This window comes from Reyranella soli (assembly GCF_007992495.1).
In the GTDB taxonomy this organism is placed as follows: domain Bacteria; phylum Pseudomonadota; class Alphaproteobacteria; order Reyranellales; family Reyranellaceae; genus Reyranella; species Reyranella soli.
The window spans coordinates 20,618-45,519 of the sequence record NZ_BKAJ01000082.1 but is presented as its reverse complement, the minus strand read 5'-3'; the positions used below and the strand labels follow the sequence as shown (position 1 = coordinate 45,519).

The following is a 24,902-nucleotide window of genomic DNA, read 5'->3' as shown; positions in this document are numbered from 1 at the left end:
CCGCATGCCTATCACGCGGCGGCGATCATGACATCCCGCGTGTCGAAGTGCGGCGCCACCTCGCGCATGAAGCGGTCCATCTGCGCCTTGACCTCGGCATGCGGCTTCTGGCCGTAGTTGAAATAGAGGATGACCTCGGCGATGCCGGCCTTCTCGACCTGCTTCAGCGTGTCGACGATGTGCTGCGGGGTTCCGCACAGGATCGACTTGTCGGTCAGCTTCTCCGGCCGCATATCGCGCAGGATGTTCACGATGTCGACGAAATATTTGTAGGTCGGCGGCACCTTCTCGCCCGACGACGAGGGGAAGGCCGCGATCAGCGCGTCCTGGAAGTAGCGCACCAGCGCTTCCTTGCCGTACTGCTCCTCGGCCGGCGTCGAGGCGATGTGCACGAAGTACGAGCACATGGCGCGCCGCATCAGCCGCTTGTGGGCGCTCTCGCAGGTCTCCTTGTAAACGCGCACCGCGTCGCCGAGCGAGCCGTAGACCATGGCGGCGGCGAACGGCGCGTAGATCACATTCCAGTCGTGCCTGGCGGCAAGCTCCATCGACGGGCGCGAGAAGCAGGCGACGTAGGGGCGCAACGGCTTCTGCGCCGGACGCGGCCGGATCTCGACGTCCTTGAACTCGTAGAACTTGCCCTTGTGCGACCACTTGCCGGGCTCGGTCCAGGCGCGCCACACGATCTCGAGGCCCTCGGCGAACAGCTCGGCCGAATCCTCGAACGAGGCCTGGAACGGCTCGTATTCCTTGCGGTCGTAGCCGCGACCGGCGGCGAAGTCGACGCGGCCACCCGACAGCAAATCGAGCGTCGCCCATTCCTCGGCGACATGCAGCGGATGATGCACCGGCAGGAGCGTCACAGCGGGCGCCAGCCGGAGACGAGTCGTCGCGCCGGCGAGCTGTGCCAGGATCGCCAGCGGCGAGGCGTTGACGCCGAGAAGGTTGAAATGGTGCTCGCCGATCCAGGCCGAGTTCAGGCCGATCTTCTCGGCGTACAGGGCCTCGGCGTAGATGTCCTTGATGAAGTCCTCGGCCTGCCGCGGATTGTTGGGATAGCGGTTGTCGCTCAGCGTGAAGTAGCCGAATTGCATGTTGTTTCCTCCATCCTTGGCTGAAGGATGATCGATCGGTATTTATTTGTAAATGCAAATAATAGTTCAAGGTTGTGGCCTATCATCGCGTCATCCCGACCGAAGCCGAGCGCAGCGAGGCGCAGTGGAGGGACCTCCTCTTCAGCGGCGGCCAGATGAACAGGTCCCTCGACTGCGCCGCCCTTTGCACGGCTCCGCTCGGGATGACGGAGGAGCTGCTAAGCCGCGCGCGGTTGCTGCGGCTGTTCCTGCTGCACCTCGGAGAGCGAGACGATCCAGTCGCGGAACGCCTTGATCTTTCGCCGGCGGATCGCCTCGGGCGGATAGACCAGGTAGTAGGCGGCGTCGGACGACATCTTGAAGTCGAAGGGCACGACCAGGCGGCCGGCCTTGAGATCGGGCGCCACGAGGGCATGGCGGCCGAGCGCCACGCCGAGCCCATCCATCGCCGCCTGGTAGGCCGCGAGAGAAAAGTCGAACGAGGTGCCGCGCGTGGAATCGACGCCCTTCACGCCGGCGGCCGTCAGCCAGATCTGCCAGTCATCGGGAAACGGCCCGATATGCAGCAGCGTGAAGCGCTTGAGATCGGCCGGCTTCTTCAAGCCGTTCGGTCCCTTGACCAGCGACGGCGCACACACCGGCATGATGTCCTCGCTCATCAAGCGTTCGGCGGTGAGCGACGGCCAATGGCCGCGGCCGTAGCGGATGCCGATGTCGACATCCTCGCGGCTGAAATCGACCAGGCCGGTGCCGGTGCTGACACGCACATCGATCTCGGGATTGGCGCGCTGGAAGCCGCCCAGCCGCGGCACCAGCCATTTCACTGCGAACGACGACGTCGTCGTCACCGTGAGATGCCCGCCTCGATCCTTCTGCAGCAGCTTCTCGGTCGCTTCGTTCAGCTGATCGAACGCGGCGCGCACCGCCGGCAGATAGGCCTGGCCCGCTTCCGACAGCAGCAGCGAGCGATTGCGGCGCACGAACAATTTTAATCCGAGTCGTTGTTCGAGCCCACGCACCTGGTGGCTGATCGCGGCCTGAGTGACTGAAAGCTCGTCGGCGGCGTCGGTAAAGCTCATATGGCGAGCGGCGGCTTCGAAAGCACGCAATCCATTGAGCGGCGGCAGGGTTCGCTTCATCGCTGTCCCATCACATGAGGTATTCTTATCAAAACAGGACAAACGGTTGTTTGTAAAGCGGCCCCTCCAGGACCAAATCCCCGATCATCAAGGTATTCACTTTATTCGGGGAGTAATCCCATGGCTGACCTCTCGCTTCATTACAGTTCCAAGGCGCCGCTGGCCGGCACCTTCGCCGTTTTCGGCCAGATCTTCGCCACCTGGCGCCAGCGCGCCAAGGAGCGCAAGGAGCTTTCGACCCTCGATGCCCGCACCCTGCGCGACCTGGGTCTGAGCGCCAGCGACGTGAACTTCGAGGTCAACAAGCCCTTCTGGCGTAGCTAACGCACCCGAATCCGGAGCCGGCCCGTATTGTTACCCTGCGCGGGCCTTACCCTCTCCGGACACTGGCCGGCGGTCGATCCTCAGCCTCCCTGTCGACCGCCGGCTTTTTCTTTTTCGCGAATTGCCCGTCACGGGCCGGATAGAAACCACACCGGCCGTGCTGCTTTGGTGCGGCATGGTCCGGAATTCGATCCGAAGAATTTTCACGGAATGGCGCCGTCGCGCGCGTAGCCGCCGCGACATCGGCAGCATCGACTACTGCACCCTGCACGATCTCGGTCTCAGTCCCGGCCAGATGCAATTCGAGGCACAAAAGCCGTTCTGGCGCGCCTGACCATCTGTGCTAGAGGCTCGGCGGATGCCTCTTTCCGATCTCCAGATCCAAACATTGGCGCGCGACGCCGTACAGCGCGCGGCCGCCGGCGACTTCGCCGGCGCCGAGCCGTTGCTGGCGCAAGTGGTCGACGCGCGGCCCAACTCCGGGCAGGCGCTGCACCTGCTCGGCCAGGCCCGCTTGAAGCTCGGCCGCTTCGCCGAGGCGCGCGAGTCGCTGGAGCGCGCCGCCAAGTTCCTGCCCAAGGAGGTCGCGGCCCATGTCAACCTGGCTGGCTGCCTGTCGGTGCTGGGCGAGCACACTGCGGCGCTCGCAGCCCTCGATCGCGCCCAGCGCCTGAAACCCGGCGATGCCGCCATTGCCCATAACAAAGGTCGCGCATTCGAGGCGCTGGGTCGCCTCGACGAGGCCGAGCAGGCCTACAACGAGGCCTTGTCGATCGACCATCGCCTGATGCCGTCCCTGTCGGCGCGCGCCAATCTGCTGGCCGCGCGTGGCGACTGGATCGGCGCCCTGGCCGATCTCGAGACGGCGCTGACCAGCCGACCCAACGACCCGCATCTGCGCCTGCGCCGCGGCGACTTGCTGTTGCGTCAGGGCGACTGGCTGCGCGGACTCTCGGACTACGAAGCGCGCCTGGAGCTACCGGGCGAACGCTACACGCCCGACCTGCCGCGCTGGCAGGGCGAGCCTCTGACCGGCCGCCTGCTGATCTATCCGGAACAGGCCGACATCGAGAGCGACGCGGCGCTGCGTGACACGCTGATGCTGGCGCGCGGCGTCGATGCAACGGTGCAGTGTGCGCCGCGTCTCGCCGAATGGCTCGACATGCCGACGCTCCAACGTGGTACCGCTCTCGAAGGATTTGCCGCCGCGGCACCCTTGCGCAGCCTGCCGCATCTCCTGGGTTGGACGCTCGATGCCCTGCCCTCGCCCGGTGCATTGCGAACGACAGCGCAAGCGTCGACACGTGTCGGCTGGTTCACGGACAGTTCACCGCCCGCCGGTGTCGATGTCGAACGCCGACCCGAGCTCGCCGCGGCGTGCCGCATGGTCGTCGGCGACGACGTTTGGCCTGTTCACCTCGCCGCGCGGCTTGGCCTTCCGACCATCGTCCTGTTGCCTTCCGGCACCGACTGGCTGTGGGGACCGCAGCCCGGACCCTCTCCTTGGTATTACTCCGCCGAGGTTGTGCCGGCTGGCGATGCAGCGGCGTTGGAGTCGCGTTTCGCTTTCTCCTGAGCCGTCCACTCCCGCATGCGCTGGAAGACCACGTACAGCATCGGGATGATGAAGATGCCGAATATGGCGGCCGCGAGCATGCCACCGAACACGGGCGTGCCGACGGCGCGGCGGCTGGCGGCGCCGGCGCCTTCGGCGATCACGAGCGGCAGCAGGCCGAGGATGAAGGCGAAGCTGGTCATGATCACCGGCCGGAAGCGCAGCCGCGCGCCCTCGACCGCCGAGTCCAAGAGCTCGCGGCCATGCCGTCGCTGCTCGACGGCGAACTCGACGATCAGGATGCCGTTCTTGGCGGCGAGCGCGACCAGCACGACCAGGCCGATCTGGGCATAGACGTCGAAGGCGAGGCCCAGCCACCACACGAAGGCGATGGCGCCCAAGACGCCGACCGTGACCGACAGCAGCACGGGCAACGGGATGTTCCAGCTCTCGTACAGCGCCACCAGGAAGAGATAGGCGAACAGCACGGCGAGCCCCAGCACGATGCCGGTCTGGCCGGCCGCCAGCTTCTCCTGCAGCGCAACCGCCGTCCATTCGAAGCCGTAGCCCGGCGGCAACGTCGTCGCTGACAAGCGCTCCATCGCCGCCAGCGCCTGGCCCGAGCTGAAGCCGGGCTTGGGTGCACCGTTGATGACGGCGGCGCGGAAGCCGTTGTAGCGGATGACCACCTGCGGGCCGAGCACTAGCTTGGCCGTGGCCAGCGAGCGCACCGGCACCATGGCGCCCGCGGCGTTGCGCACATAGACGCGGTAGATGTCGTCGATGGTGTCGCGGAAGCGATCCTCCGATTCGATATTCACCTGCCAGGTGCGGCCGAACAGGTTGAAGTCGTTGACGTAGTAGCCGCCCAGGCTCGCCTGCAGGGCGACGAACACGTCGCTCACCTTGACGCCCAGCACCTGCGCCTTGTCGCGGTCGATGTCGAGATAGACCTGCGGGGTGTCGGCGGCGAAGGTGGTGAAGACGCCGGCGAGCTCGGGCTGCTGGTTGGCCGCCACGATCATGGCGCGCGTGACGGCGGCGAGGTCGGTCGGCGACTGGCCCTGCAGGGCCTGCAGCACGTACTGGAAGCCGCCGGTGCTGCCCAGGCCCAGGATCGGCGGCAGGTTGAAGGGGAAGGCAATGGCGCCCTGGATGGCGGCGAGCTTGGGCCTGAGGCTGGCTATGATGGCATCGGCCGACTGGCTGCGGTCGGTGCGCTCCTCGTAAGGTTTCAGGCGCACCACGAAGAAGGCGCTGTTGGACGACACGACGTAGTCGATGAAGTTCAGGCCGACGACCGACACGACGCCCTGCACGCCGGGGATCGGCCGCATGATGTCCTCGACCTGCTTCACCAGGTCGGCGGTGCGGTTGAGCGAGGCGCCCTCGGGCAGGCGCATGGCAACGAAGAACGCACCCTGGTCCTCCGTCGGCAGGAAGCCCTGCGGTGTGATCCTGAGCACGCCATAGGCGGCGGCGCCGCACACCGCGGCTGCCACGATGCCGAAGACCGCGAGCCGCACCAGGCGGCGCACGATGGCGACGTAGCCGTCGCGCACCCAGTCAATGGCGCCCAGGACCCGCTGCATCACCCTTTGAAGGGGGCCGCGCCGCTGGTGGTCGCCGCGCTTCAGCAGCACTGCGCACAGCGCCGGGCTCAGGGTGAGCGCATTGAGCGCCGAGATCAGCATGGAGATCGACACGGCAACGGCGAACTGGCGGAACAGCTGGCCGCTGATGCCGGGGATGAAGGCCACCGGCACGAACACCGACAACAGCACCAGGGTGATGGCGATGATGGGGGCGGTGATCTCACCCATTGCCTTCTTGGTCGCCTCGGCAATGGTGAGGTCGGGATTCTCCTCGATCACGCGCTCGACGTTCTCGATGACCACGATGGCGTCGTCGACGACGATGCCGATGGCCAGCACCAGGGCGAGCAGCGAAACCGTGTTGGCCGAATAGCCGATCAGCAACAGGACCGCGAAGGTGCCGATGATCGACACCGGCACGGCGACCAGCGGGATGAGGGTGGTTCGCAGTTTGCCCAGGAACAGGAAGACGACGATCGCCACCAGTACGAAGGCGATGACCAGCGTATGGACGACCTCGTCGATGGTCGAGGTCACGAACACCGTCGAATCCCAGAACACCCGGTATTCGAGATCGTCGGGGAAGCGCTGCTTCAGCTCGTCCAGCACCTTGCGGACGTTGGCCGCCACCTCGACCGCGTTGGCGCCGGGCGACTGGAAGATGCCGATCGTCGCCGAGGGCGCGCCGTCGAAGCGGCTGTAGCGCTCCTGGCTCTTGGCGCCGAGATCGGCCCGCGCGACGTCCTTGACGCGCACCACCGAACCGTCGGGATTGGCGCGGATCACGATGTTGTCGAACTGGTCGGTCCGCGTCAGACGCCCCTGGGTCTTGATGGTGAGCTGGTACTGCTGGGCCTGCGGCGCCGGTGCGGCGCCGATGCGGCCGAGCGCCGCCTGGATGTTCTGGCTCTGGACCGCGGTCACCACGTCGGTCGGGGTGAGGCCGAAGGCGGTCAGCCGGTCGGTGTCGAGCCATAGTCTCAGCGAATAGTCGAGGGCGCCGAACAGGCTCGCCTGGCCGACGCCGCGCACCTTCGCCAACTGGTCGACGACGTTGATGGTGGCGTAGTTGTTGAGATAGAGCGCGTCGTAGGTGTTCTTGGGCGAATAGATGGTGATGACCTGCAGCAGCGCCGCCGACTTCTTGCGGATGACCAGGCCCTGGCGCTGCACCTCCTGGGGCAGGAGCGGCACGGCAAGCTGAGCGCGGTTCTGGACGTTCACCGTGTTGATGTCGGGGTCGGTGCCGAGCGCGAAGGTGACGGTCAGCGAGTAGCTGCCGTCGGCGGCGCTAGCCGACTGGTAGTAGAGCGCGTTGTCGACACCGACGATCTGCTGCTCGATGGGCTGCGCCACGGTGGTCTCGACCACCTCGGCATCGGCGCCGGGATAGGCGGCGGTGAGCGAGACCTGCGGCGGCACGATCTCGGGGAACTGCGCCACCGGGATCTGGAAGATCGCGATCAGGCCGGCCAGCGTGATGACGATCGAGATGACGAAGGCCAGACGCGGGCGGTCGATGAAGATGCCGGAGATCATGGCTGTCCTCCGTTATGACGAGGATCAACCATCCGACGCTGCCTGCAGCACCGTCGCCTGCACGACCTGGCCCGGCCGCACCTTCTGGATGCCGTCGACGATCACCTTCTCGCCTTCCTTCACGCCAGAAGTGACGACGACATCGGTGCCGCGTTGGGGACCGGTCTGCACGCGCCGCTGCTCGACCTTGTTCTGGTCGGTGACGACCAGAACATAGTAGCCCGACTGGTCGACCTGCAATGCCGCCTGCGGCACCACCAGCCTTGGTTCTTCCTGGCGCTCACGGATGATCGCCGTCACGAACTGGCCGTCAGTCAGGGTGCGGTCGGGATTGGGCATTGTCGCCCGCATGATCAGCGTGTCGGTCTGCGGGTCGACCTGCGGGTCGGTGAGATTCCACACGCCGCGCTGAGTGTATTCCTGGCCACTGGGCAGTCGCACGCGGATGTCGATCTTGGCCATGCCGCCATCCTCCTTGCGGCGCGCCTCGCGGATCGCCTCGAGGTCGCGCACGCTCACCGGAAACAGCACATAGACCGGATCCTGGCTGACGATGGTCGCGAGCACGCCGCTCGCCGGATTGACGAGATTGCCGACCGTGTAGGCGGTTCGCCCGATGCGCCCGTCGATCGGCGCGCGGATGTCGGTGTAGTCGAGATTGACCTGGGCCTGAGTCAGCGCGGCCTTGGCCTGCATCACCCGGCCGGCGGCGCTGTCCATCGCCGCCTTCTTTTGATCGACATCGCTCTGCGGGCTGAAGTTGCGCTTGGACAGTTCGAGGCTGCGCTCGTACTCGAGCTTGGCGTTGGTCAACGTCGCCTCGGCAACGGCAAGATTGGCCTTGGCCTGGTCGAGCGCCGCCTGGAACTGTACTTTCTCGATCTGAAAGAGCAGCTCGCCCGCCTTGACGTCCTTGCCCTCATGGGCGTCGCCCTCGCGGAATAGGACCTTCTCGAGAAATCCTTCCACGCGGGCGCGCAGTTCGACCTTTTCGATGGCCTTGATGCGGCCGACGAACTCGAAGGACTGGCTGACGCCTTTCATGACGGCCGGCCGCACGCCGACCGCCGGAGCCGGCGTTTGCGCCGCAGCAGCCGGCGGCGCCTTGCTCTGATGGCTGAACAGGAACCAGCCCGCACCAGCCGCGATGACCAGGACGATCACACCGGCGATGGCGATCCATCGCGATTTCGGAACAGCGTGGGAAGTCGCCATCACACGGCCTCACGTTCCGCAGCGCCGATGGCGCGCGCCTGGTTCCCCGCCACTGCGAGCCTCATCCGACGCAGCGGCGCGCGGAAGCGAGATTTTCTCGGCCATGGCCTGGGCGCCGTCATGCTGGTCGCTTCAGCAGCTCTGAATCGATCGGCATCTTGCGCAGCCGCTTGCCGGTCGCGGCGAATATCGCGTTGGCAATGGCCGGCACGATCGCCGACGTGCCCGGCTCGCCCATGCCGCCCGGCGCATCGCCGCTCTGCACGATATGCACCTCGATCTTGGGCGCTTCGTCCAGCCTGAGGACGCGATAGGTGTCGAAGTTCGACTGCTCGACGCGGCCGTCCTTCACCGTGATCTCACCGTAGAGCGCGGCGCTGATGCCGAAGATCGTCGCGCTCTCGATCTGCGCCCGCACCGTATCGGGGTTGATCACGATGCCGCAGTCGATCGCCGCCACCACGCGGCGCACGCGGACCGTCCCGTCTTTCGCCACCTCGACCTCGGCGACCTGCGCGAGATGGCTGCCGAAGACGTTCTGCACCGATACGCCGCGACCGATGCCAGCCGGCAGCGCCTGGCCCCAGCCGGCCTTTTCCGCCGCCAGCGTCAGCACCGCTTTGGTGCGCGGCGTCTTGTCGAGCAGCGCCAGCCGGTAGGCGACGGGATCCTGCTTCGCCGCGGCCGCCAGCTCGTCCATGAAGCTTTCGACCACGAAGATGGTGTGCGACGGGCCGACGCTGCGCCAGAAGGCGGTCGGAACGCCGGGCGGCTCGACCCGCAGGTATTCGACGTGCTTGTTGGGCAGGCCGTAGATGAACTTGGCGGCGCCCTCGATGCTGTCGGGATCGAGACCGTTGTTGAAGCCCGGCGGCAGCCAGCGCGCCACCACCGAGGAACCGGCGAAGCGATGGTTCCAGGCGACCGGCTTGCCGGTCTCGTCCAGCCCGGCCGACAGGCGGTCGAACCAGTAGGGCCGGTACATGTCGTGCTGGATGTCTTCCTCGCGCGTCCACACGACCTTGACCGGACCGTCGACCTTTTGCGCGATCTGCACGGCGCGGGTGACGCCATCGACCTCCAGCCGGCGACCGAAGCCGCCGCCAATCAAGTGATTGTGCAGCACGACCTTTTCCAGCGGCAGGCCGGTGACCTTGGCGGCGGCCGCCTGGGCACGCGCCGCGACCTGCGTGCCGACCCAGACCTCGCAGCGGTCCTTGGCGACATGCACGGTGCAGTTCATCGGCTCCATCGTGGCGTGCGCCAGGAACGGCACCTGATATGTCGCGTCGACCTTCGTCGCCGCGCTTTCCAGCGCCTTGGCCGCGTCACCGATGTTCTCGGCGACCGGGCCGGCGTTCAATGTCGCCTGCTCGAGGTCGCGCGCCACATCTGCCGTCGTGAGCCTGGCGTGCGGGCCCTCGTCCCATTCGATCTTCAGTGCCGCCAATCCCTTCTTGGCCGCGCCCATGTGGTCGGCCACGACAGCCACGCAATCGTCGAGCCGCACGATCTGGCGCACGCCCTTGACGGCCTTGGCTGCCGTGTCGTCGACACTCTTGAGCTTGCCGCCGAAGACCGGCGACTGCGTCAGCGTGGCAATCTTCACGCCGTGCGGACGCACATCGATGCCGTAGACCGCCGTACCGTTGACCTTGGCCGGTGCGTCGAGCCGCTTGGCGGGCGTGCCGATCAGCTTGAAGTCCTTCGGATCCTTGAGCGGCACGTCCTTGGGGACGGGCATGCGCGCGGCGTCCGCCGCGACGGCGCCGTACTTGAGGCGACGCCCGGTCGGCGGATGCACGACCTCGCCCTTCTCCGCGCGACACGATGCCGGCTCGACGTTCCAGCGCTTGGCCGCCGCCGCCACGAGCAGCGTGCGCGCCACGGCGCCGGCCTGCCGCAACGGCTGCCACGACGCCATGATCGCCGTTGAACCACCGGTCGCCTGCACGCCCGCCAGCAAGGGATTGCCATATGTCTTCTCGTCGGGCGGCGCATGCTCCAGCTGCACCTGGCCGAGCCCGACCTCGAGCTCCTCGGCGATCAGCATGGGAATGGCGGTGTACGTGCCCTGGCCCATCTCGACATAGGGCATGGTGAGCACGATCGAGCCGTCCTCGCCGACGCGCACGTAGGCGTTGGGCGCGAAAGCCGTGGCGGCCTGCGATCCGAAAGGCAGACTGAAGCTCAGCAACAGGCCGCCGCCGGCCGCCGCACCGGCGCGCAGGAGATGGCGCCGCGACAAGTCGGTCATGTCAGCCTCCCTTACTCTGCGTTGCGGGCTGTGCGGCCTGCTTGATGGCCTCGCGGATGCGGCCGTAGGTGCCGCAGCGGCAAATGTTGCCGGACATCGCGTCGTCGATGTCGCTGTCGGTGGGCTTGGGATTGGCAGCCAGCAGCGCCGCTGCGGCCATGATCTGGCCGGACTGGCAATAGCCGCACTGCACGACCTCGCGGTCGAGCCAAGCCTTCTGCACCTTGGCGCCGGCTGCTGTCGCGCCGATCGCCTCGATGGTGGTGATCGCCGAGCCGTTCAGGCTCTCGACCGGCGTGACGCAGGAGCGGGTCGCCGCGCCATCGACATGCACGGTGCAGGCGCCGCATTGGGCGATGCCGCAGCCGAACTTCGTGCCGATCATGCCCAGCACGTCGCGCAGCACCCACAACAGCGGCGTGTCCCCGTCGACATCGACGTTGTACGTCTTTCCGTTGATCTTTACTGAGTAGGCCATGGCTCACCTCTTTCCGTAGGCGGTGAAGATGTAGTCCTTTGCCTTCACGATCGTGTGGCAGGCGAACCCGCAGTCGGTGCCGCGACCCTCGGGCTTGTAGGTGTCGGTGGCGGAGTCGTATGTGAAACGGGCGTAGCCCCAGCCGCCGCTGCTCGCGAAGCGCTTGCTGTCCTTGGTGATGAACAGCACCTCGTTCAGTGTGGACGAGATGCGCACGTCGAAGGGAGCCTCGGTGCTCTTCACCGGCTTCCACTGGATCTTGGCGATCGTCGAACCCTCGGGAAACGGCTGGCCGTTGAGCGGAATGCCGGCCTGGTATGCCGCGATCATCGTCGGATTGGCGACCATGACCTTGAGATCGTGCTCGGTCTGGCTGGCGCCCACGGTGGCCCAGGTCTCGTAGCCCCTGAACTCCGACAGAGCGAGACCATCGGGCACGGCCACGGTGTACTTGTCGGCCGCGACGAGCGTGTGGGCACCCAGCACGGCGGCGGCGACCCCTGCTGTCAGCGCGAGCAAGGCGGGAAGTCTCTTCGTCATCGCTCTCCCCAGTTGAGGCGTTCGTTGTCCAACCACCGAACAGTTACGCCGCACCGCGCGCGAATGCTCGTTATCGTCTGTTAAGAGTTGTAAGAGCTGCATCGGCCCTGCGCCTATTGAACGATGGTATAGGTGGCGCTGATCGTGGCCCGTCACCAGTAACTTAAATCTTGCGGTGCCACGCCTCGGCCTGTGACTCCCTAACAACCTCCTCGACGAAGTCCGGCACGACGTTGCGAAACTTGCCGTCATCGGCAGGGATGATCTCGACCAGCCGGGCGATCATCTCGGCCGGATCGAGGCGGACTTCGTCGTTCCAGAGCATGCTGTCGATGAGGTCGCGCATCGCCGCCCGCTTGGTGAAGTTCCTGCCGTCGTCGAGCCAGCGGAAGGGCGTGTCCGCCATCGTCTCGGTGAAACCGGTCGAATACGGGCCGGGGTTCACGACCTGCACCTTGATGCCGAACGGCGCCAGCTCCTGCTGCATGGCTTCGGCCATCGCTTCCAGCGCATGCTTGGTCGCGGCGTAGACACCGAAACCCGCCGGTGTGAACAGGCCGCCGATCGACGAACAGAACACGATCTTGCCGGGCCGTTTCTCGGCCACCCACCTCGCGATGAAGCCCTGGGTGAGCACGAGCGGCGCGAACAGGTTGGTCTCGAAGTTGCGCCGCACCAGGTCGATGGGCATCTCGCTCACCGGACCCGCCTCGCCGATGCCGGCGTTGTTGAACAGCACGTCGATATCGCACTTCAAGGCCTGGGCGACATCGTAGGGGTCGAGCAGGTCGAGCTTCTCGACCTCGATCGTGGTCAGGCCAAGCTCCTCGACCTTGCGCCGGAGCGCCGTGACCTGCGGCGCAATCTGAACTGTCGCAATGACGCGATGGCCCGCGCGCGCCAGCCCCAAAGCGGCGCCTTCGCCCAGTCCGGAGCCAGCACCGGTGACAAGGATCGTCTTACCCATGCCTGGCTTATGGATTCTAGCCGGCCAGCCGACGAGTTTAGTTTCGCGAAGAATTGCAAATCCATCCTGGAGATTGGCCGCCTTGGCGGGCGTTAGGGCACCCTGTATGCAGGGCATGGCGAAGCGACCAGTCCGCTTCGCCAGGGGCGCGTCATGGATCGTGGTGCTGCCGGCTCGCGCGGGAGCGTCGCTTTCGGCCCTTTCCGCCTACATGCCGACAAACGGCTTCTGGAGAAGAATGGCGTTCCGGTCGCCGTCGGCAGCCGGGCGCTGGACCTCCTGATCGCGCTGGTCGAGCACGCGGGCGAGGTCGTCAGCAAGCAGGACCTGATGGCCCGCGTCTGGCCGAAGATCACGGTCGATGAAAGCAGCCTCCGGGTCCATGTCGCCATGCTGCGCAAGGCGCTGGGCGATGGCCGCGACGGCGCGCGCTACGTGACCAACGTCTCCGGCCGCGGCTACTGCCTGGTTGCGCCGGTCACCGCCGTCGTCGAGACGCCCGCCGTCACGGCAGCACCGCCCGCTGCCGCCAAGCCCGCTATTTCATCGGTATCCGCCACCTCACCCGACCCGCCGCCAGGCTTGCCGCGACCGCTTGGCCACATGGTCGGGCGCGAGGCAACGGTGGCCGATGTCTCGGCCCTGCTCGCCACACAGCGCTTCGTCACGCTGCATGGGCCGGGCGGCATCGGCAAGACGACCGTCGCTATTGCGGTGGCTCATGCCGGGCTGGCGGCCTTCGCCAATGCCGTGACCTTTGTCGATCTCGGGGCGATCAGCGATGCCAGCCTGCTGCCGAGCGCGGTGGCGTCGGCGCTTGGCGTTGCCGTCCAGTCCGGCGATGCGATGCCGACCGTGCTGAATTTCCTGCGCCGTCGCCGGTTGCTGCTGGTGCTGGACAATTGCGAGCACGTCATCGACCAGGCCGCCCGCCTGGCTGAGCCGGTCTTTCGTGACTGCCCCGAGGTCGGCCTGCTGGCGACCAGCCGGGAAGCGTTGCGCGTCGAGGGCGAGCACGTCTTCCCCTTGCCCGCCCTGGAGACTCCGGATCGCGACAAGCTCGGCGCCTCCGAGGTCATGGCCTTTGCCGCGGCGAATCTCTTCGTCGAACGCGCGGCCGCCAGCGGCCACCCCGTCGAGCTCAGCGACGCCGACGCCGCGATCGTCGCCGAGATCTGCCGCAAGCTCGACGGCAACGCGCTGGCGATCGAGCTGGCCGCCGGCCGTGTCGGCACGCACGGCCTGCAGGGGCTCGCGACGCTGCTCGACAGCCGGCTGCGGCTCTCGTGGCAGGGGCGGCGCACCGCGTTGCCGCGGCACCAGACGCTGAGCGCCACGCTCGACTGGAGCTACAACCTCATTCCCGAGACCGAGCGCGCGGTCCTGCGACGCCTCTCGATCCTGCTCGGCGGCTTCACCCTGCGGGCGGCCGAGGCGGTGGCGTCCGACGCCTCGTTCGATCCGGCTGCTGTGGTGGAGGCGCTCGAGCAGTTGGTCGCCAAGTCGCTGGTCCAGGCCGACGCCAGCGGAACGCCGCGCTACCGGTTGCTCGACACCATGCGCGCCTACGCCCGGTCCAAGCTGGCCGAGAGCGGAGAAGAACGAACTGCAGCGCGCCGCCACGCCGACTACTTCCGCACCTTCCTCGAGCAGACCCGCGCAGAGAGGACGCAGGCCTTGACGCCCAGCGACGGCAACCGGCGCCTCGAACGCGCGTCACTGCTGGGAAATGTGCGCGCCGCCCTCGACTGGTGCTTCGCCGGGACCGGCGAGCGCGCGCTCGGCGTGCAGCTCGCTGCAGCGGCGGCGCCGCTGTTCATCGAAGTCTCGCTGCTCGACGAATGCCGGCGCTGGAGTGAGCGCGCGCTCGGCGTGCTCGAGGAGACCGAGCGCGGCACGCGCTTCGAGATGGAGCTGCAGGCGGGCCTCGGCCACTCGCTGATGCTGACCAGCCGCAACAGTGAGGAGGCGGGAGCGGCGCTGGAGCGTGGCCTGGAGATCGCGACCGCACTGGGTGATCGCTTCAACCAGGTCCGGCTGCTGAACCGGCTGCATCTTTACTATCGTCGCATCGGCGAGGTCGCGCGCACCCTCGCGGCGGCCGAGCGCATGGAAAAGGTGGCCGGCGAGATCGGCGACCCGGTCGGCCGGGCCGCCGCGCATATCCTGCTCGGCGTTTCGCATCACTTGGGCGGTGATCAGGCCAGGGCGCGCTTCCACCTCGACACATGCCTGGCAGAGGCAGCGGGCGTGCGGCCGACGGACCCCGGACACTTCGCCTTCTACAGGCCGCCACGCATTCCTCTGACCCGCATTCTGTGGCTGCAGGGTCATCTCGACCAGGCGCTCGAGATGGCGGGGCAGATCGCGCGGACGCCGCTGGCCGACGACGATCCCGTCACCTCCTGCATCGGATTGATCTGGGGCGCTTCGGTCCATGGCTGGGCGGGTGACTGGGCCTTGGTCGAGCAACAGGCGGAGCGCCTGATTGCGCATGCCACGGCGCATTTCCTGGAGCCCTATCGCAATGTCGGCCAGGGCATGCGAGGCGAAGCCCTGGTCCACGGCGGCGACGTAGAGGAAGGGACCACCCTGTTGCGCCGCTCGATCGCCAGCCTCGAGGCCGATCGCTACTGGCTGTACACGCCAGGCTTCAGCGCCACGCTGGCGACGGCCCTGGTCTCGACCGGCCAGGTGGAGCAGGCGGTGCGGGTGATCGATGGGGTGATCGACGCGACGGAGACCCTGGGCGGTCTGCTCATCCTTCCCGAGCTGCTGCGCATCAAGGGCGAGATCTGCGCAGGCCAGGGCGATGAGCGTCAGGCCCGGTCGTTGTTCCGGCGCGCGCTGGTGCTGGCCGAGCAGCAGTCGGCCCTGTTCTGGCAGCTCCGGGTCGCGATGAGCCTGATGCGGCTTGCCGGGACGCGCAGCCAGCGCGATGCTGCGCGAGAGCTGCTGGCCGATACCTACGGCCGTTTCACTGAGGGCTTTGCTACTGCCGACCTGAAGGCTGCAAAGGCGCTGCTAAACTGACGTTCCGGCAACTCTTAACGGCGTTTCACAAGGCTTAACGGGCGCTTTCTCCTGCGCGGCGGTAGTTCTCTGCCAGCACCGATCGGTGCCAGAACCAAGGAGGAAATGTCATGACCCAGCAGAACGCGATGCCCGACATGAAGCTCGAAGTCATCGTCATCCCCGTTTCCGATGTCGACCGCGCCAAGCGCTTCTACGACAGCCTGGGCTGGCGGCTCGACGCCGACTTCGACATCAGCGACGCCTTCCATGTCGTGCAGTTCACGCCGCCGGGCTCGGACTGCTCGGTGCATTTCGGTACGGGGCTCACGGACGCCACACCGGGTTCGGCGCGCGGGCTCTTCCTCGTGGTGTCCGACATCGTGGCGACGCACGACGTGCTTGCCGCGCGCGGCGTCGCGGTGAGCGACGTGTTCCATCGCGGAGTCGGCGAGCCGCCGCAGCCGGGCCCCGACCCCGAGCGACGCAGCTACTTCTCCTATGCCACGTTCCGCGATCCCGACGGCAACGAGTGGCTCCTGCAGGAAGTCACCGCACGCCTGCCAGGACGCGTGGACGGTACCGACACGACCTTCACCTCCGCGGCCGATCTGGCCCGCGCGCTGCGCCGCGCCGAAGCGGCACACGGTCAGTACGAGAAGCAGCTGGGACGGCGCGACGACGCCTGGGCCGATTGGTATGCCGACTACCTCGTGCGCGAGCAGACCGGAAAGGCGTTGGCATCGTGAGGGTGTTTCGGTGACGAACTACCTCGAGGACTACGCGATCGGCCAGACATTCGGCTCGGGCACAGCACGGGTCGAGGCCGATCGCATGACCTCGTTCGCCACCGAGTTCGATCCTCAGCCCTTTCACCTCAGCGACCAGGGGGCCAGGAACACGATCTTCGGCGCCTTGGCCGCAAGCGGCTGGCATACGGCGGCGATCACCATGAGGCTGCTGGTCGATGGCGAACTCAAACCCGCCGGCGGAGTCGTGGGCCTGGGATTCGACGAGCTTCGCTGGCCGAAGCCGGTTCGGCCCGGCGACGAGCTCCGCGTGCAGAGCGAGATACTGGAAGTGCGGCCGTCGAAGTCACGCGCCGATCAAGGGCTGATCAAGGTGCGATCAACGACGCTGAATCAGGCGGGAGAGGCCGTGCAGATCACGGTCGGCAACCTCCTGGTCCGCCGGCGGGGGACTCCCGCCTGACGGTCAGCCTTGCGTAAACCGTCTTCCTTCCGGCGATGGCGGATGCTGTTATCCGCCACCGGAGGAACCTCATGGGCAAGACCCTATTCGACAAGATCTGGGACAGCCACGTCATTACCGATCTCGGCAACGGCTTCATGCTGCTGCATATCGATCGGCTGCTGCTGCACGACCTGTCCGGTGCACGCGCGCTGCATGAGGTGATGGAGAAGGGCTATGTGCCGCCGCAGCCGCGGCTGATCTACGCCACGCCCGATCATGCGATCTCGACCCAGCCGGGCCGCACCGAGGAGACCTTCCCGCCCGGTGCGCCGCTGTTGCGCGGCCTGCGCGCCAACGCCGCAAAGTTCGGCATCCGGCTGTTCGATATCGGCCAGGACGGCAACGGCATCGTCCATGTCATGGGTCCCGAGCAGGGCCTGACCCTGCCGGGCACGACGCTGGTCTGCGGCGACAGCCATACCTCGACCCATGGCGGCATGGGCTCGCTGGCCTTCGGCATCGGCTCGTCGGAGCTGGAGCACGTGCTCGCGACCCAGACCATGGTGCAGCGCAAGCCCAAGCGCTTCCGCGTCCAGTTCGAGGGCAAGGTGCCCGAGGGCGTCACCGCCAAAGACATGATCCTGCACCTGATCGGCGACCTCGGCACCGCCGCCGGCACCGGCTACGCGGTCGAGTATGCCGGCCCGGCGATCCGTGGCCTGTCTGCCGAAGGACGCCTCACCCTCTGCAATCTCACGATCGAGATGGGGGCGCGCACCGGCATGGTGGCGCCCGACGACACGACCTACGAATACCTTGCTGGCCGCGACTACGCGCCCAAGGGGGCGATGTGGGACCGCGCGGTCGCGCACTGGCGCACGCTGCCGACCGATCCAGACGCCGACTTCGACCGCGAGCACACGATCGACATGGCGAAAGTGGCGCCGCAGATCACCTGGGGCACCAGCCCCGAGCATGTGATCGCCGTCGACCGGGCGATCCCCGATCCCGACAAGGGGCCGGAGGACAAGCGCGCCGCCTGGACGGCGGCGCTGCAGTACCAGGGGCTGGAACCCGGCAAGCCGATCGAAGGCACCAAGGTCGACTGGGTGTTCATCGGCTCGTGCACCAACAGTCGCCTCTCCGACCTGCGCGCTGCTGCCGCCATCGCCAAGGGCCGGCAGAAGGCGGCACATGTGAACGCCTGGATCGTGCCGGGCTCGGAGCGCGTGAAGCGCGAGGCCGAGGCTGAGGGACTTGACCGTATCTTCAAGGAGGCCGGCTTCGAATGGCGCGAGCCCGGCTGCTCGATGTGCATCGCCTCGAACGGCGAGCGCGTGCCGCCGGGGCAGCGCAGCGTGTCGACCTCGAACCGCAACTTCGTCGGCCGCCAGGGCCCCGGCGCCCGCACCCACCTCGCCAGCCCGGCCATGGCCGCGGCCGCGGCGATCAAGGGTGCGATTGCTGATGTTAGGAAGCTCTAAATACCTTCCGGACCGCGCGCATCCTGCGCGCTGTCCGGAAGAGCATGAGAGGAAAATTGAATGGAAAAATTCACCAAGGTCACCGGCGTTGCCGCCCCGCTGATGCGCCAGAACGTCGACACCGACCTCGTCATCCGCATCGAGCGGCTGGTCAACAACACCGGACGCCAGGGGCTCGGTCCCTACTGCTTCGAGCAGATCCGCTTCAAGCCGGACGGCAGCGAAAACCCCGACTGTGTGTTCAATCAGGAGCCCTATCGCGGCGCGCCCATCATCCTGTCGAAGGAGAATTTCGGCTGCGGCTCGTCGCGTGAAGGCGCGGTGTGGGCGCTGGCTGGCATGGGCGTGAAGGTGGTGATCGCGCCCTCCTACGGCGACATCTTTTACAGCAACTGCTTCCAGAACGGCCTTCTGCCGGTGGCGCTGCCCATCGAAGAGGTCGAGCAGCTCGCCGACGAGATGCGCGCCTCGCCAGGCAATGCGCGCGTTACGGTCGATCTCGAGAACTGCCAGGTCGTGTCGCCAACCGGCCGCGTCATCCCCTTCAAGATCGACGCGCGCCGCCAGCACGCCCTGCTGAATGGCCTGGACGACATCGCCCAGACCATGACGCACAAGGACAAGGTCGAGGCCTGGCAAGCGACCGACAAGAACGCCCGGCCGTGGGTCTGGCTGTGACGGCTTGACGCCCCTTCACACGCTCGCTGCGCTGCTGATCGTGGCGATGTGGGGGCTGAACTTCACGGTCATACGGTTCGGCCTCGACGAGTACGCCCCCTTCACGTTCGCCACCTGGCGCTTTCTCCTGTGCGCGTTGCCGGTCGCCTTCGTCGCCAGGCCGGCAATCCCCTGGCGCACGCTGGCCGGCATCGGCGGCTTCATGTTCGGCGGCCAGTTCGTCTTCTTGTTCTTCGCCATGCAGGCGGGACTGCCGCCCGGCCTGACCTCCGTGCTGGTCCAGCTGCAGGGCCCACTGACCGTCGTGCTGGCCGCGCTCTTCCTGCGCGAGCACGCCACGCGCGGCCAGTGGCTCGGCCTCGCGATCGCGACCGTCGGCGTCGTGCTGATCTCGCGCACCGTCGACGGCACGGCGAACATCATCGCCATCGGCCTGGCGCTGATGTCGGCACTCACCTGGGCGGTCGGCAATCTCTTCTTCCGCTCGGCGCGCGGCGTGTCGATGTTCGCGGTGACGGCCTGGGCCTGCGTGCTGCCGCCGCTGCCGCTCGCGCTGGCCGCGCTGATCCTCGAAGGCCCCAACCAACTTCTGGCGCCGATCCTGGCGCCGACCTGGAAGGGCTGGCTAGCCCTGCTCTACACAGTCATCCCGGTGATGTGGCTGGGTTACCTGATCTGGGGCACGCTGCTGCGCACCTATCCCGCAGCCAAGGTCGGACCGATCTCGCTGCTGGTGCCGTGCGTCGCACTGGGCTTCGCCGGCTGGCTGGTCGGCGAGCCGATCGGAGGCCTTCGACTGGTCGGCGTGATCGTCGTGCTGGGCGGCGTTGCGCTCGGGCTCTTCGCCTCGGTTCGAAGGCTGCGGTAGGTGCACAATCATTCAAGACGACGCCTCCTGGCCGTCGGCATCATGCGATCCGGCCCATCACAGGGAGCAGCCGCATGCCATCCGATATCGCGAAGCGCCGCGAGGTGATCAATTTTGCCGAGAAGTTCGCGCTTTTCTCGGAGCAATGGCAGCCAAAAGTCGTCGCCGAGCTGAACGACTATCAGTTCAAGATCGTGCGCATCACCGGTGACTTCGTCTGGCATGACCATCCGGAGACCGACGAGGCTTTCATCGTTCTCGACGGCGAACTGCGCATCGATCTCAGGGATCGGTCCGTCGTGCTGGGTCCGGGCGAGATGTTCGTCGTCCCCAAGGGCACCGAGCACAAGCCGTTCGCCCGGCAGGAGGTCAAGATGCTGCTGATCGAACCGCGCGGCACTTTGAATACCGGTCACGAAGGCGGCGAGCGCACGGCCAAGAACGACGTCTGGATCTAGTCCGCCCAGCGCAGCACCAGCGGATCGGTGCGGCGCGCGACCTCGATCAATCCGGCGCGGGTTGCCGGATGCAGGGGAAGCACCGGATGGCGCGTCATCTCAGAGCGGATGACGCCACCTTCCTGCATGAGCACCTTGGCGGCGATCAGCCCGCATTGCCGATTCTCGTAGTTGATCAGCGGCAGCCAGCGCTGGTAGGCCGCCACCGCCGCTTCGCGATCGCCCGCGGCGAACGGATCCATGATCTGTCGGATGCCGTCGGGATAGCCCGCTCCGGTCATCGCCCCGGTGCAGCCCGCATCGAGATCCGCCATCAGGGTGATGCCCTCTTCTCCGTTCCATGGACCGACGATCGCGTCGCCGCCTTCGGCGATCAGAGCGCGCAGCTTGTTCGCGACCTGCGCCACCTCGACCTTGAAGTAGGAGACGTTGGCGATCTCCCGCGCCATGCGAGCCAACAGAGGCACCGAGAGCGGCGTCCCCGCGACCGGCGCGTCCTGGATCATGATCGGGATGTTGATGGCATCGGAGACGCGGCGGAAGAAGTCGTAGATGCCCTGCTCGGAGGCCCGGATGGTGGCGCCGTGATAGGGCGGCATCACCATCACCATGGCGGCACCCGCCGCCTCGGCCCGGCGGCTGCGCGCGGCACAGACCTGCGAGCCGAAATGCGTCGTCGTGACGATCACCGGCACGCGGCCGGCGACGTGGGCCAGCACGCAGTCCATCACCCGCTCGCGCTCGTCGTCGGTCAGCACGAACTGCTCGGACCAGTTGGCCAGGATGCAGATGCCTTGCGAGCCGGCATCGATCATGAAGTCCGTGCAGCGCTTCTGGCCCTCGAGATCGAGGTCGCCGTTCCCGTCGAACACCGTGGGCGCCACAGGAAAGACGCCGCGATAGACCGTTTTCATGGCCGGGGCCCTCCGGACAGACCTACGCCTGCTGCAGTCCGCACCATTCGGCGACGAACAGCGCCGTCGCCTGGGTGATCTTGCGGATCGATTCCAGGTTCACGCGCTCGTCGAAGCCGTGGATGTCGTCGGACTGCGGCCCATAGACCAGGGCGGGAATGCCGGCATAGAGGCCGAAGAAGCGGTTGTCGGCCGTGCCGGTCGAGGTCTTGTCCAAGAGCTCCTGGCCCCACACCGTCCTATGCGCTTCGGCCAGCACGACCCGCACCTGCTCGTGGTTCTTGAGCACGAACGGCTCGGCCTGGAAGCCCTCCCAGGTCACGGTCGGCGGGTTGTTGCCCAGGAACGGATCGTTGGCCGCTGCGGTGCGGATAACGTGCTCAATTTCCTGGCGGCACTCCTTCAGCGTCTGCGACGGCAGCACGCCGACGCGCATGTCGAAGGTGCACCATGACGGCACCGAGCTCGCCCAGTCGCCGCCGGCGATCTTGCCGACATTGAAGTTCACCGGGTGATGGTGGTCGCAGAAATGCTTGTCGTGCGCCTTTTTCTCGTTCCACTTCTTCTCCAGCTCGCGCAGCTGTTGGATCAGGCGGTAGGCCGATTCGATGGCATTCGAGCCGGCATCGGCCTTGTAGACGTGCACCGGATGGCCGGTGACCTTGACCTGGAACCACATGACGCCGACCTGCGCCACGGTCAGCACACCGGACGACGGCTCGGGGATCAGGGCGGCATCGGCGCGATAGCCGCGCTGCAGACAGGCGAGCGCGCCGTTGCCGGTACACTCCTCCTCGACCACCGACTGCTGGTAGACGTCGGCTGCGGGCTGATAGCCCAGCGCACGCAACGCGCGCAGCGCGAAGAGGTTGAGGATGATGCCGGCCTTCATGTCGCCGGCGCCGCGGCCGTACATCCAGCCGTCCTTGACGGCGGGCTCGAAGGGCGGGCGGCTCCACATGTCGTGCGGTCCCTCGGGCACGACGTCGATATGGCCGTTCAGGATCAGCGAGCGGCCCTTCGGGCTGTTGGGCCGCCAGGCGCCGACGACGTTCCAGGCATCGTCATAGTCCTGGCTGTGCGGCGAGTAGCCCGGCAAGTGCTTCAGGTCGTCGATCTTGATCTGCCAGCGGTCGACCGAGAGGCTGTCCTCCTTGAACAGGCGGGCCATCATGTCCTGCGCCGGCGCTTCGCGGAAACGGGTCGACGGGATCTTCACCAGGTCGGCCAGCACTTTGGTCTGGTCGTCGAACTGACGATCGACCTCGTTCATGATCTTGGTCTTCAACGCAGCATCAAGCATCCACTACTCCCGTCGCCTTGACATCCACTGCCCGCACTATGACCGTCGAACGGTGGAACGGACATGAGTTCTTTTGCCGTAGCGTGGCTGCTGGAGGGCTCGCAGCGACGGCCGCGGACTTGCAGCGTCGCTCGAGGAGGCTCCATGAGAAGTTTGCTGATTGCATGCCTCAGCCTGTTGGCATTCGGTTTCGCAGCAAACGCCAAAGTACCTCAAAATGACGAGGAACGCTCGGCGGCCATCAAAGCGCTGACATGGAAGGATGGCCAGAAACTCACGCTGCCCGTCTCGCGAGGCACGCTGCAGGCACCCGACGAGATCCGTCAACTTCAAGGAGCCGATGCCGTATCGCTTTGGGAGATTCTCAATGGCGATACCGCACCTCACGGAACGGAAGCGGCGCTCTACGATCCTGCAACCAAAGGCGTCGTCTTCTATCAGAAGCTTGGCGACGGCTACGTGCGGCTCGATGACTGGCACGACATCGATGCCGACGCGATGCTCAAGTCGGTCGCCGAAGACACGGACACCGGAAATGCCAAGCGGCGAGCGGCCGGCATCCCGACACTTCGCGTTGTCGGCTGGCTGCAGCGCCCGCATCTCGATCGGGCAACGAATACCGTGCGATGGTCCATCGACGCGATGGATGAACGGCATGGGCCGTTGGTCAACAGTGTCGCCCTCGCGCTCGGGCGCGACGGCTTCGAGCAACTGACGTGGATCGGCAAGAAAGACGATGCAGGCAAAGGTCTGCTCGACGTCGCCCTGTCGAGTTTCAGTTTCCCCGCCGGCGGCCTCTACACCGACTTCCAGCCAGGCGACAAAGTTGCCGAATATGGCATCGCCAGCCTGGTCGCGGCCGTTCTGGGAGCAAAAGTCGCGACCAAGCTCGGCGTGCTCGCCGCACTTGTCGTCTTTGCAAAGAAGTTCGGGATTTTTGTTCTCGTCCCGGTCGCCGCCGTTGGCGTCTGGCTGAAGCGGATATTTTCCCGGCAGAAGCCGCCGCCGGCATCGCCTCCCGCTTAGACGTGATTTGTGCCTCCAGGAAGCGTAAGCCCCTACCCGTAGGAATTCGGACATTTCCGCTATTTCCGCTACCGGTTTTCAGACTCGGGGAAGGCTGCTGGCCAAACTGGGGCAACAAGACGAGCCGGTTCGTCTAGGTCCGCGGCATGGCCGCCGATGCATGCACTGCAGTCATTGTTACATTTCCGTGAACATTTGCGGAGTTTCGAGGTTTCCGACAGAGAGCCTGGTAGCTCTTCGGAACCCGAACCCCAAGCAGTTGGGGGTCACGTTGCTTCAGGAGAAGGGCACACATTGCCTCCTATGGCGAACGACATCGCCCGCGCGGCATGACATCGGACAAACGATGCAAAGAGCGAGCGCTCCGGCGAATCGTGCCAGTGGCCGATCGCCTGAAGCGTGGGGTATTATAACTTCAGTGCGGTGATCTGGCAAGCACCACAGTCACGGCGCCGCAATTTCGTTTTAGCGACTTTTGGCGCTCCAGGAGGTACCACGTGTCGGCAGTGTCGAGGCCAGCCAGACTAGGCCTTGTCCGCGGTCCGGACGTCCAGCACTGCCGTCAGTCAGACGCCGACCAGTTCTCGGGACCGTTCTCCCCGCCAAGCCCGCGCCTGCGCGAGAACGTCGTCCATCGACCAGTGATCGTCGACGTGCGCGCCGTACTTGCAGGCAACCACCCGCCCATCCGGCGCAATCAGGAAGTCGGCCGGCAGCCCGAGGCGCCCGCCCTGCGGTTTCGCGGCGGGCGGACGGACCGTGCCCGTCAGGATCCCGGTCGTAGCAAAGGCGATCGCGCGCAGGATGGGTACCCAGGCGCGCGGGTCGAGCAGCGCGCGCGGCGACGACTCGACGCCGAACTCGGCATAGAGCCGCTTGTCGGGGTCGGCGACGACGGCGAAGGGCAGGTCCGCCGTGTGCGGCCGCAGCTCGTCGGCGGGCGAATGGAACAGGACGACCTCGCGCACCCCGGCCGTGTCGAGTTCGCGATGACGGCGGGCGAAGGAGCGCAGGTGCAGATTGCACACCGGACATCCGGCGAAGCGGCGGAACTGCAGATGCACCAGAGCATCCTCTCCCTGTCCTGCGGCCGGCGGGATAGAGACGGAGCGGCCGGACACGTCCCGCAGGACGCGCGGCCGAAGGATCGTGCCAGGAGAGATGAGGTGGTCTTCAGGCATTCCGGCCCTCCAAGATTAAGAGTACAATGTACTCTTATTTTCTATTTAGAGCGTATGACGTACGCTGTCAATCATGCACAC

The 24,902-nt window shown here is 66.4% G+C and carries 22 protein-coding genes; 11 read left to right on the top strand and 11 right to left on the bottom strand.

Annotation, left to right across the window (positions count from 1 at the left end; genetic code table 11):
* Positions 1–11: 11 nt before the first annotated feature.
* The gene (locus tag RSO01_RS23570; protein ID WP_147151965.1) at positions 12–1,094 is read right to left on the bottom strand and encodes an LLM class flavin-dependent oxidoreductase; all 1,083 of its coding nucleotides are present in this window, start codon (positions 1,092–1,094) and stop codon (positions 12–14) included.
* Between the two features lie 218 nt (positions 1,095–1,312).
* Entirely contained in the window at positions 1,313–2,233 is a 921-nt protein-coding gene (locus tag RSO01_RS23565) for a transcriptional regulator GcvA (protein WP_147151963.1), read from the bottom strand.
* A 120-nt stretch (positions 2,234–2,353) separates the two neighbouring features.
* On the opposite strand from RSO01_RS23565, the gene RSO01_RS23560 reads away from it, so the two are divergent.
* The 3 genes from RSO01_RS23560 (at position 2,354) to RSO01_RS23550 (ending at position 4,133) form a co-directional block, all read left to right on the top strand.
* Positions 2,354–2,557 (top strand): DUF1127 domain-containing protein, encoded by a 204-nt coding sequence (locus RSO01_RS23560; RefSeq protein ID WP_147151961.1) that lies wholly within the window; start codon positions 2,354–2,356, stop codon positions 2,555–2,557.
* 175 nt (positions 2,558–2,732) lie between these two features.
* Positions 2,733–2,891, top strand: a complete 159-nt coding sequence (locus RSO01_RS23555) for a DUF1127 domain-containing protein (protein WP_147151959.1) — start codon at positions 2,733–2,735, stop codon at positions 2,889–2,891.
* 24 nt (positions 2,892–2,915) lie between these two features.
* Positions 2,916–4,133: a tetratricopeptide repeat protein gene (locus RSO01_RS23550; RefSeq protein ID WP_147151957.1), complete on the top strand. Its 1,218-nt coding sequence runs from the start codon at positions 2,916–2,918 to the stop codon at positions 4,131–4,133.
* On the opposite strand, the gene RSO01_RS23545 is transcribed toward RSO01_RS23550, so the two are convergent.
* The 6 genes from RSO01_RS23545 to RSO01_RS23520 all read right to left on the bottom strand — a co-directional run bounded on the left by RSO01_RS23545 (position 4,067) and on the right by RSO01_RS23520 (position 12,703).
* Positions 4,067–7,246, bottom strand: a complete 3,180-nt coding sequence (locus RSO01_RS23545) for an efflux RND transporter permease subunit (RefSeq protein ID WP_147151955.1) — start codon at positions 7,244–7,246, stop codon at positions 4,067–4,069. The two genes, RSO01_RS23550 and RSO01_RS23545, sit on opposite strands and share 67 nt — an antisense overlap.
* Before the next feature lie 24 nt (positions 7,247–7,270).
* A complete protein-coding gene (locus RSO01_RS23540; protein ID WP_147151952.1) occupies positions 7,271–8,461 on the bottom strand; it encodes an efflux RND transporter periplasmic adaptor subunit in 1,191 nt (396 codons plus the stop codon).
* A gap of 118 nt (positions 8,462–8,579) precedes the next feature.
* On the bottom strand, positions 8,580–10,718 hold the full coding sequence (locus tag RSO01_RS23535) for a xanthine dehydrogenase family protein molybdopterin-binding subunit (RefSeq protein ID WP_147151950.1): 2,139 nt from the start codon (positions 10,716–10,718) through the stop codon (positions 8,580–8,582).
* 1 nt (position 10,719) lies between these two features.
* Positions 10,720–11,196 (bottom strand): (2Fe-2S)-binding protein, encoded by a 477-nt coding sequence (locus RSO01_RS23530; RefSeq protein WP_147151948.1) that lies wholly within the window; start codon positions 11,194–11,196, stop codon positions 10,720–10,722.
* Between the two features lie 3 nt (positions 11,197–11,199).
* Complete coding sequence (locus RSO01_RS23525; protein ID WP_147151946.1) at positions 11,200–11,736, bottom strand: cytochrome P460 family protein; 537 nt, start codon at positions 11,734–11,736, stop codon at positions 11,200–11,202.
* Positions 11,737–11,899: 163 nt separating this feature from the next.
* Positions 11,900–12,703: an SDR family oxidoreductase gene (locus tag RSO01_RS23520; protein WP_147151944.1), complete on the bottom strand. Its 804-nt coding sequence runs from the start codon at positions 12,701–12,703 to the stop codon at positions 11,900–11,902.
* A 153-nt stretch (positions 12,704–12,856) separates the two neighbouring features.
* Between RSO01_RS23520 and RSO01_RS23515 the strand changes: the two genes are divergently transcribed.
* The 7 genes from RSO01_RS23515 to RSO01_RS23485 all read left to right on the top strand — a co-directional run bounded on the left by RSO01_RS23515 (position 12,857) and on the right by RSO01_RS23485 (position 20,397).
* Positions 12,857–15,736, top strand: a complete 2,880-nt coding sequence (locus RSO01_RS23515; protein WP_147151942.1) for an ATP-binding protein — start codon at positions 12,857–12,859, stop codon at positions 15,734–15,736.
* Positions 15,737–15,846: 110 nt separating this feature from the next.
* Complete coding sequence (locus RSO01_RS23510) at positions 15,847–16,464, top strand: VOC family protein (RefSeq protein ID WP_147151939.1); 618 nt, start codon at positions 15,847–15,849, stop codon at positions 16,462–16,464.
* 10 nt (positions 16,465–16,474) lie between these two features.
* Positions 16,475–16,927 carry a MaoC family dehydratase gene (locus tag RSO01_RS23505; protein WP_246158718.1) on the top strand — a complete coding sequence of 151 codons (453 nt, stop codon included), beginning with the start codon at positions 16,475–16,477 and terminating at the stop codon, positions 16,925–16,927.
* Between the two features lie 71 nt (positions 16,928–16,998).
* Positions 16,999–18,393, top strand: coding sequence for a 3-isopropylmalate dehydratase large subunit (gene leuC, locus RSO01_RS23500; RefSeq protein WP_147151934.1), 1,395 nt, complete (start codon positions 16,999–17,001; stop codon positions 18,391–18,393).
* A gap of 60 nt (positions 18,394–18,453) precedes the next feature.
* Entirely contained in the window at positions 18,454–19,071 is a 618-nt protein-coding gene (leuD, locus tag RSO01_RS23495; RefSeq protein ID WP_147151932.1) for a 3-isopropylmalate dehydratase small subunit, read from the top strand.
* A gap of 4 nt (positions 19,072–19,075) precedes the next feature.
* Entirely contained in the window at positions 19,076–19,939 is an 864-nt protein-coding gene (locus RSO01_RS23490; protein ID WP_147151930.1) for an EamA family transporter, read from the top strand.
* 74 nt (positions 19,940–20,013) lie between these two features.
* The gene (locus tag RSO01_RS23485; RefSeq protein ID WP_147151928.1) at positions 20,014–20,397 is read left to right on the top strand and encodes a cupin domain-containing protein; all 384 of its coding nucleotides are present in this window, start codon (positions 20,014–20,016) and stop codon (positions 20,395–20,397) included.
* Here the strand turns inward: RSO01_RS23485 and RSO01_RS23480 are convergent.
* Positions 20,394–21,311: a dihydrodipicolinate synthase family protein gene (locus RSO01_RS23480; RefSeq protein WP_147151926.1), complete on the bottom strand. Its 918-nt coding sequence runs from the start codon at positions 21,309–21,311 to the stop codon at positions 20,394–20,396. The two genes, RSO01_RS23485 and RSO01_RS23480, sit on opposite strands and share 4 nt — an antisense overlap.
* A gap of 22 nt (positions 21,312–21,333) precedes the next feature.
* On the bottom strand, positions 21,334–22,614 hold the full coding sequence (locus RSO01_RS23475; RefSeq protein WP_147151925.1) for an ArgE/DapE family deacylase: 1,281 nt from the start codon (positions 22,612–22,614) through the stop codon (positions 21,334–21,336).
* Positions 22,615–22,758: 144 nt separating this feature from the next.
* Between RSO01_RS23475 and RSO01_RS23470 the strand changes: the two genes are divergently transcribed.
* The gene (locus tag RSO01_RS23470) at positions 22,759–23,640 is read left to right on the top strand and encodes a DUF2167 domain-containing protein (protein WP_170303302.1); all 882 of its coding nucleotides are present in this window, start codon (positions 22,759–22,761) and stop codon (positions 23,638–23,640) included.
* A gap of 566 nt (positions 23,641–24,206) precedes the next feature.
* Here RSO01_RS23470 and RSO01_RS23465 read toward each other — a convergent pair.
* On the bottom strand, positions 24,207–24,821 hold the full coding sequence (locus RSO01_RS23465) for a peroxiredoxin-like family protein (protein ID WP_147151920.1): 615 nt from the start codon (positions 24,819–24,821) through the stop codon (positions 24,207–24,209).
* Positions 24,822–24,902 lie beyond the last annotated feature (81 nt).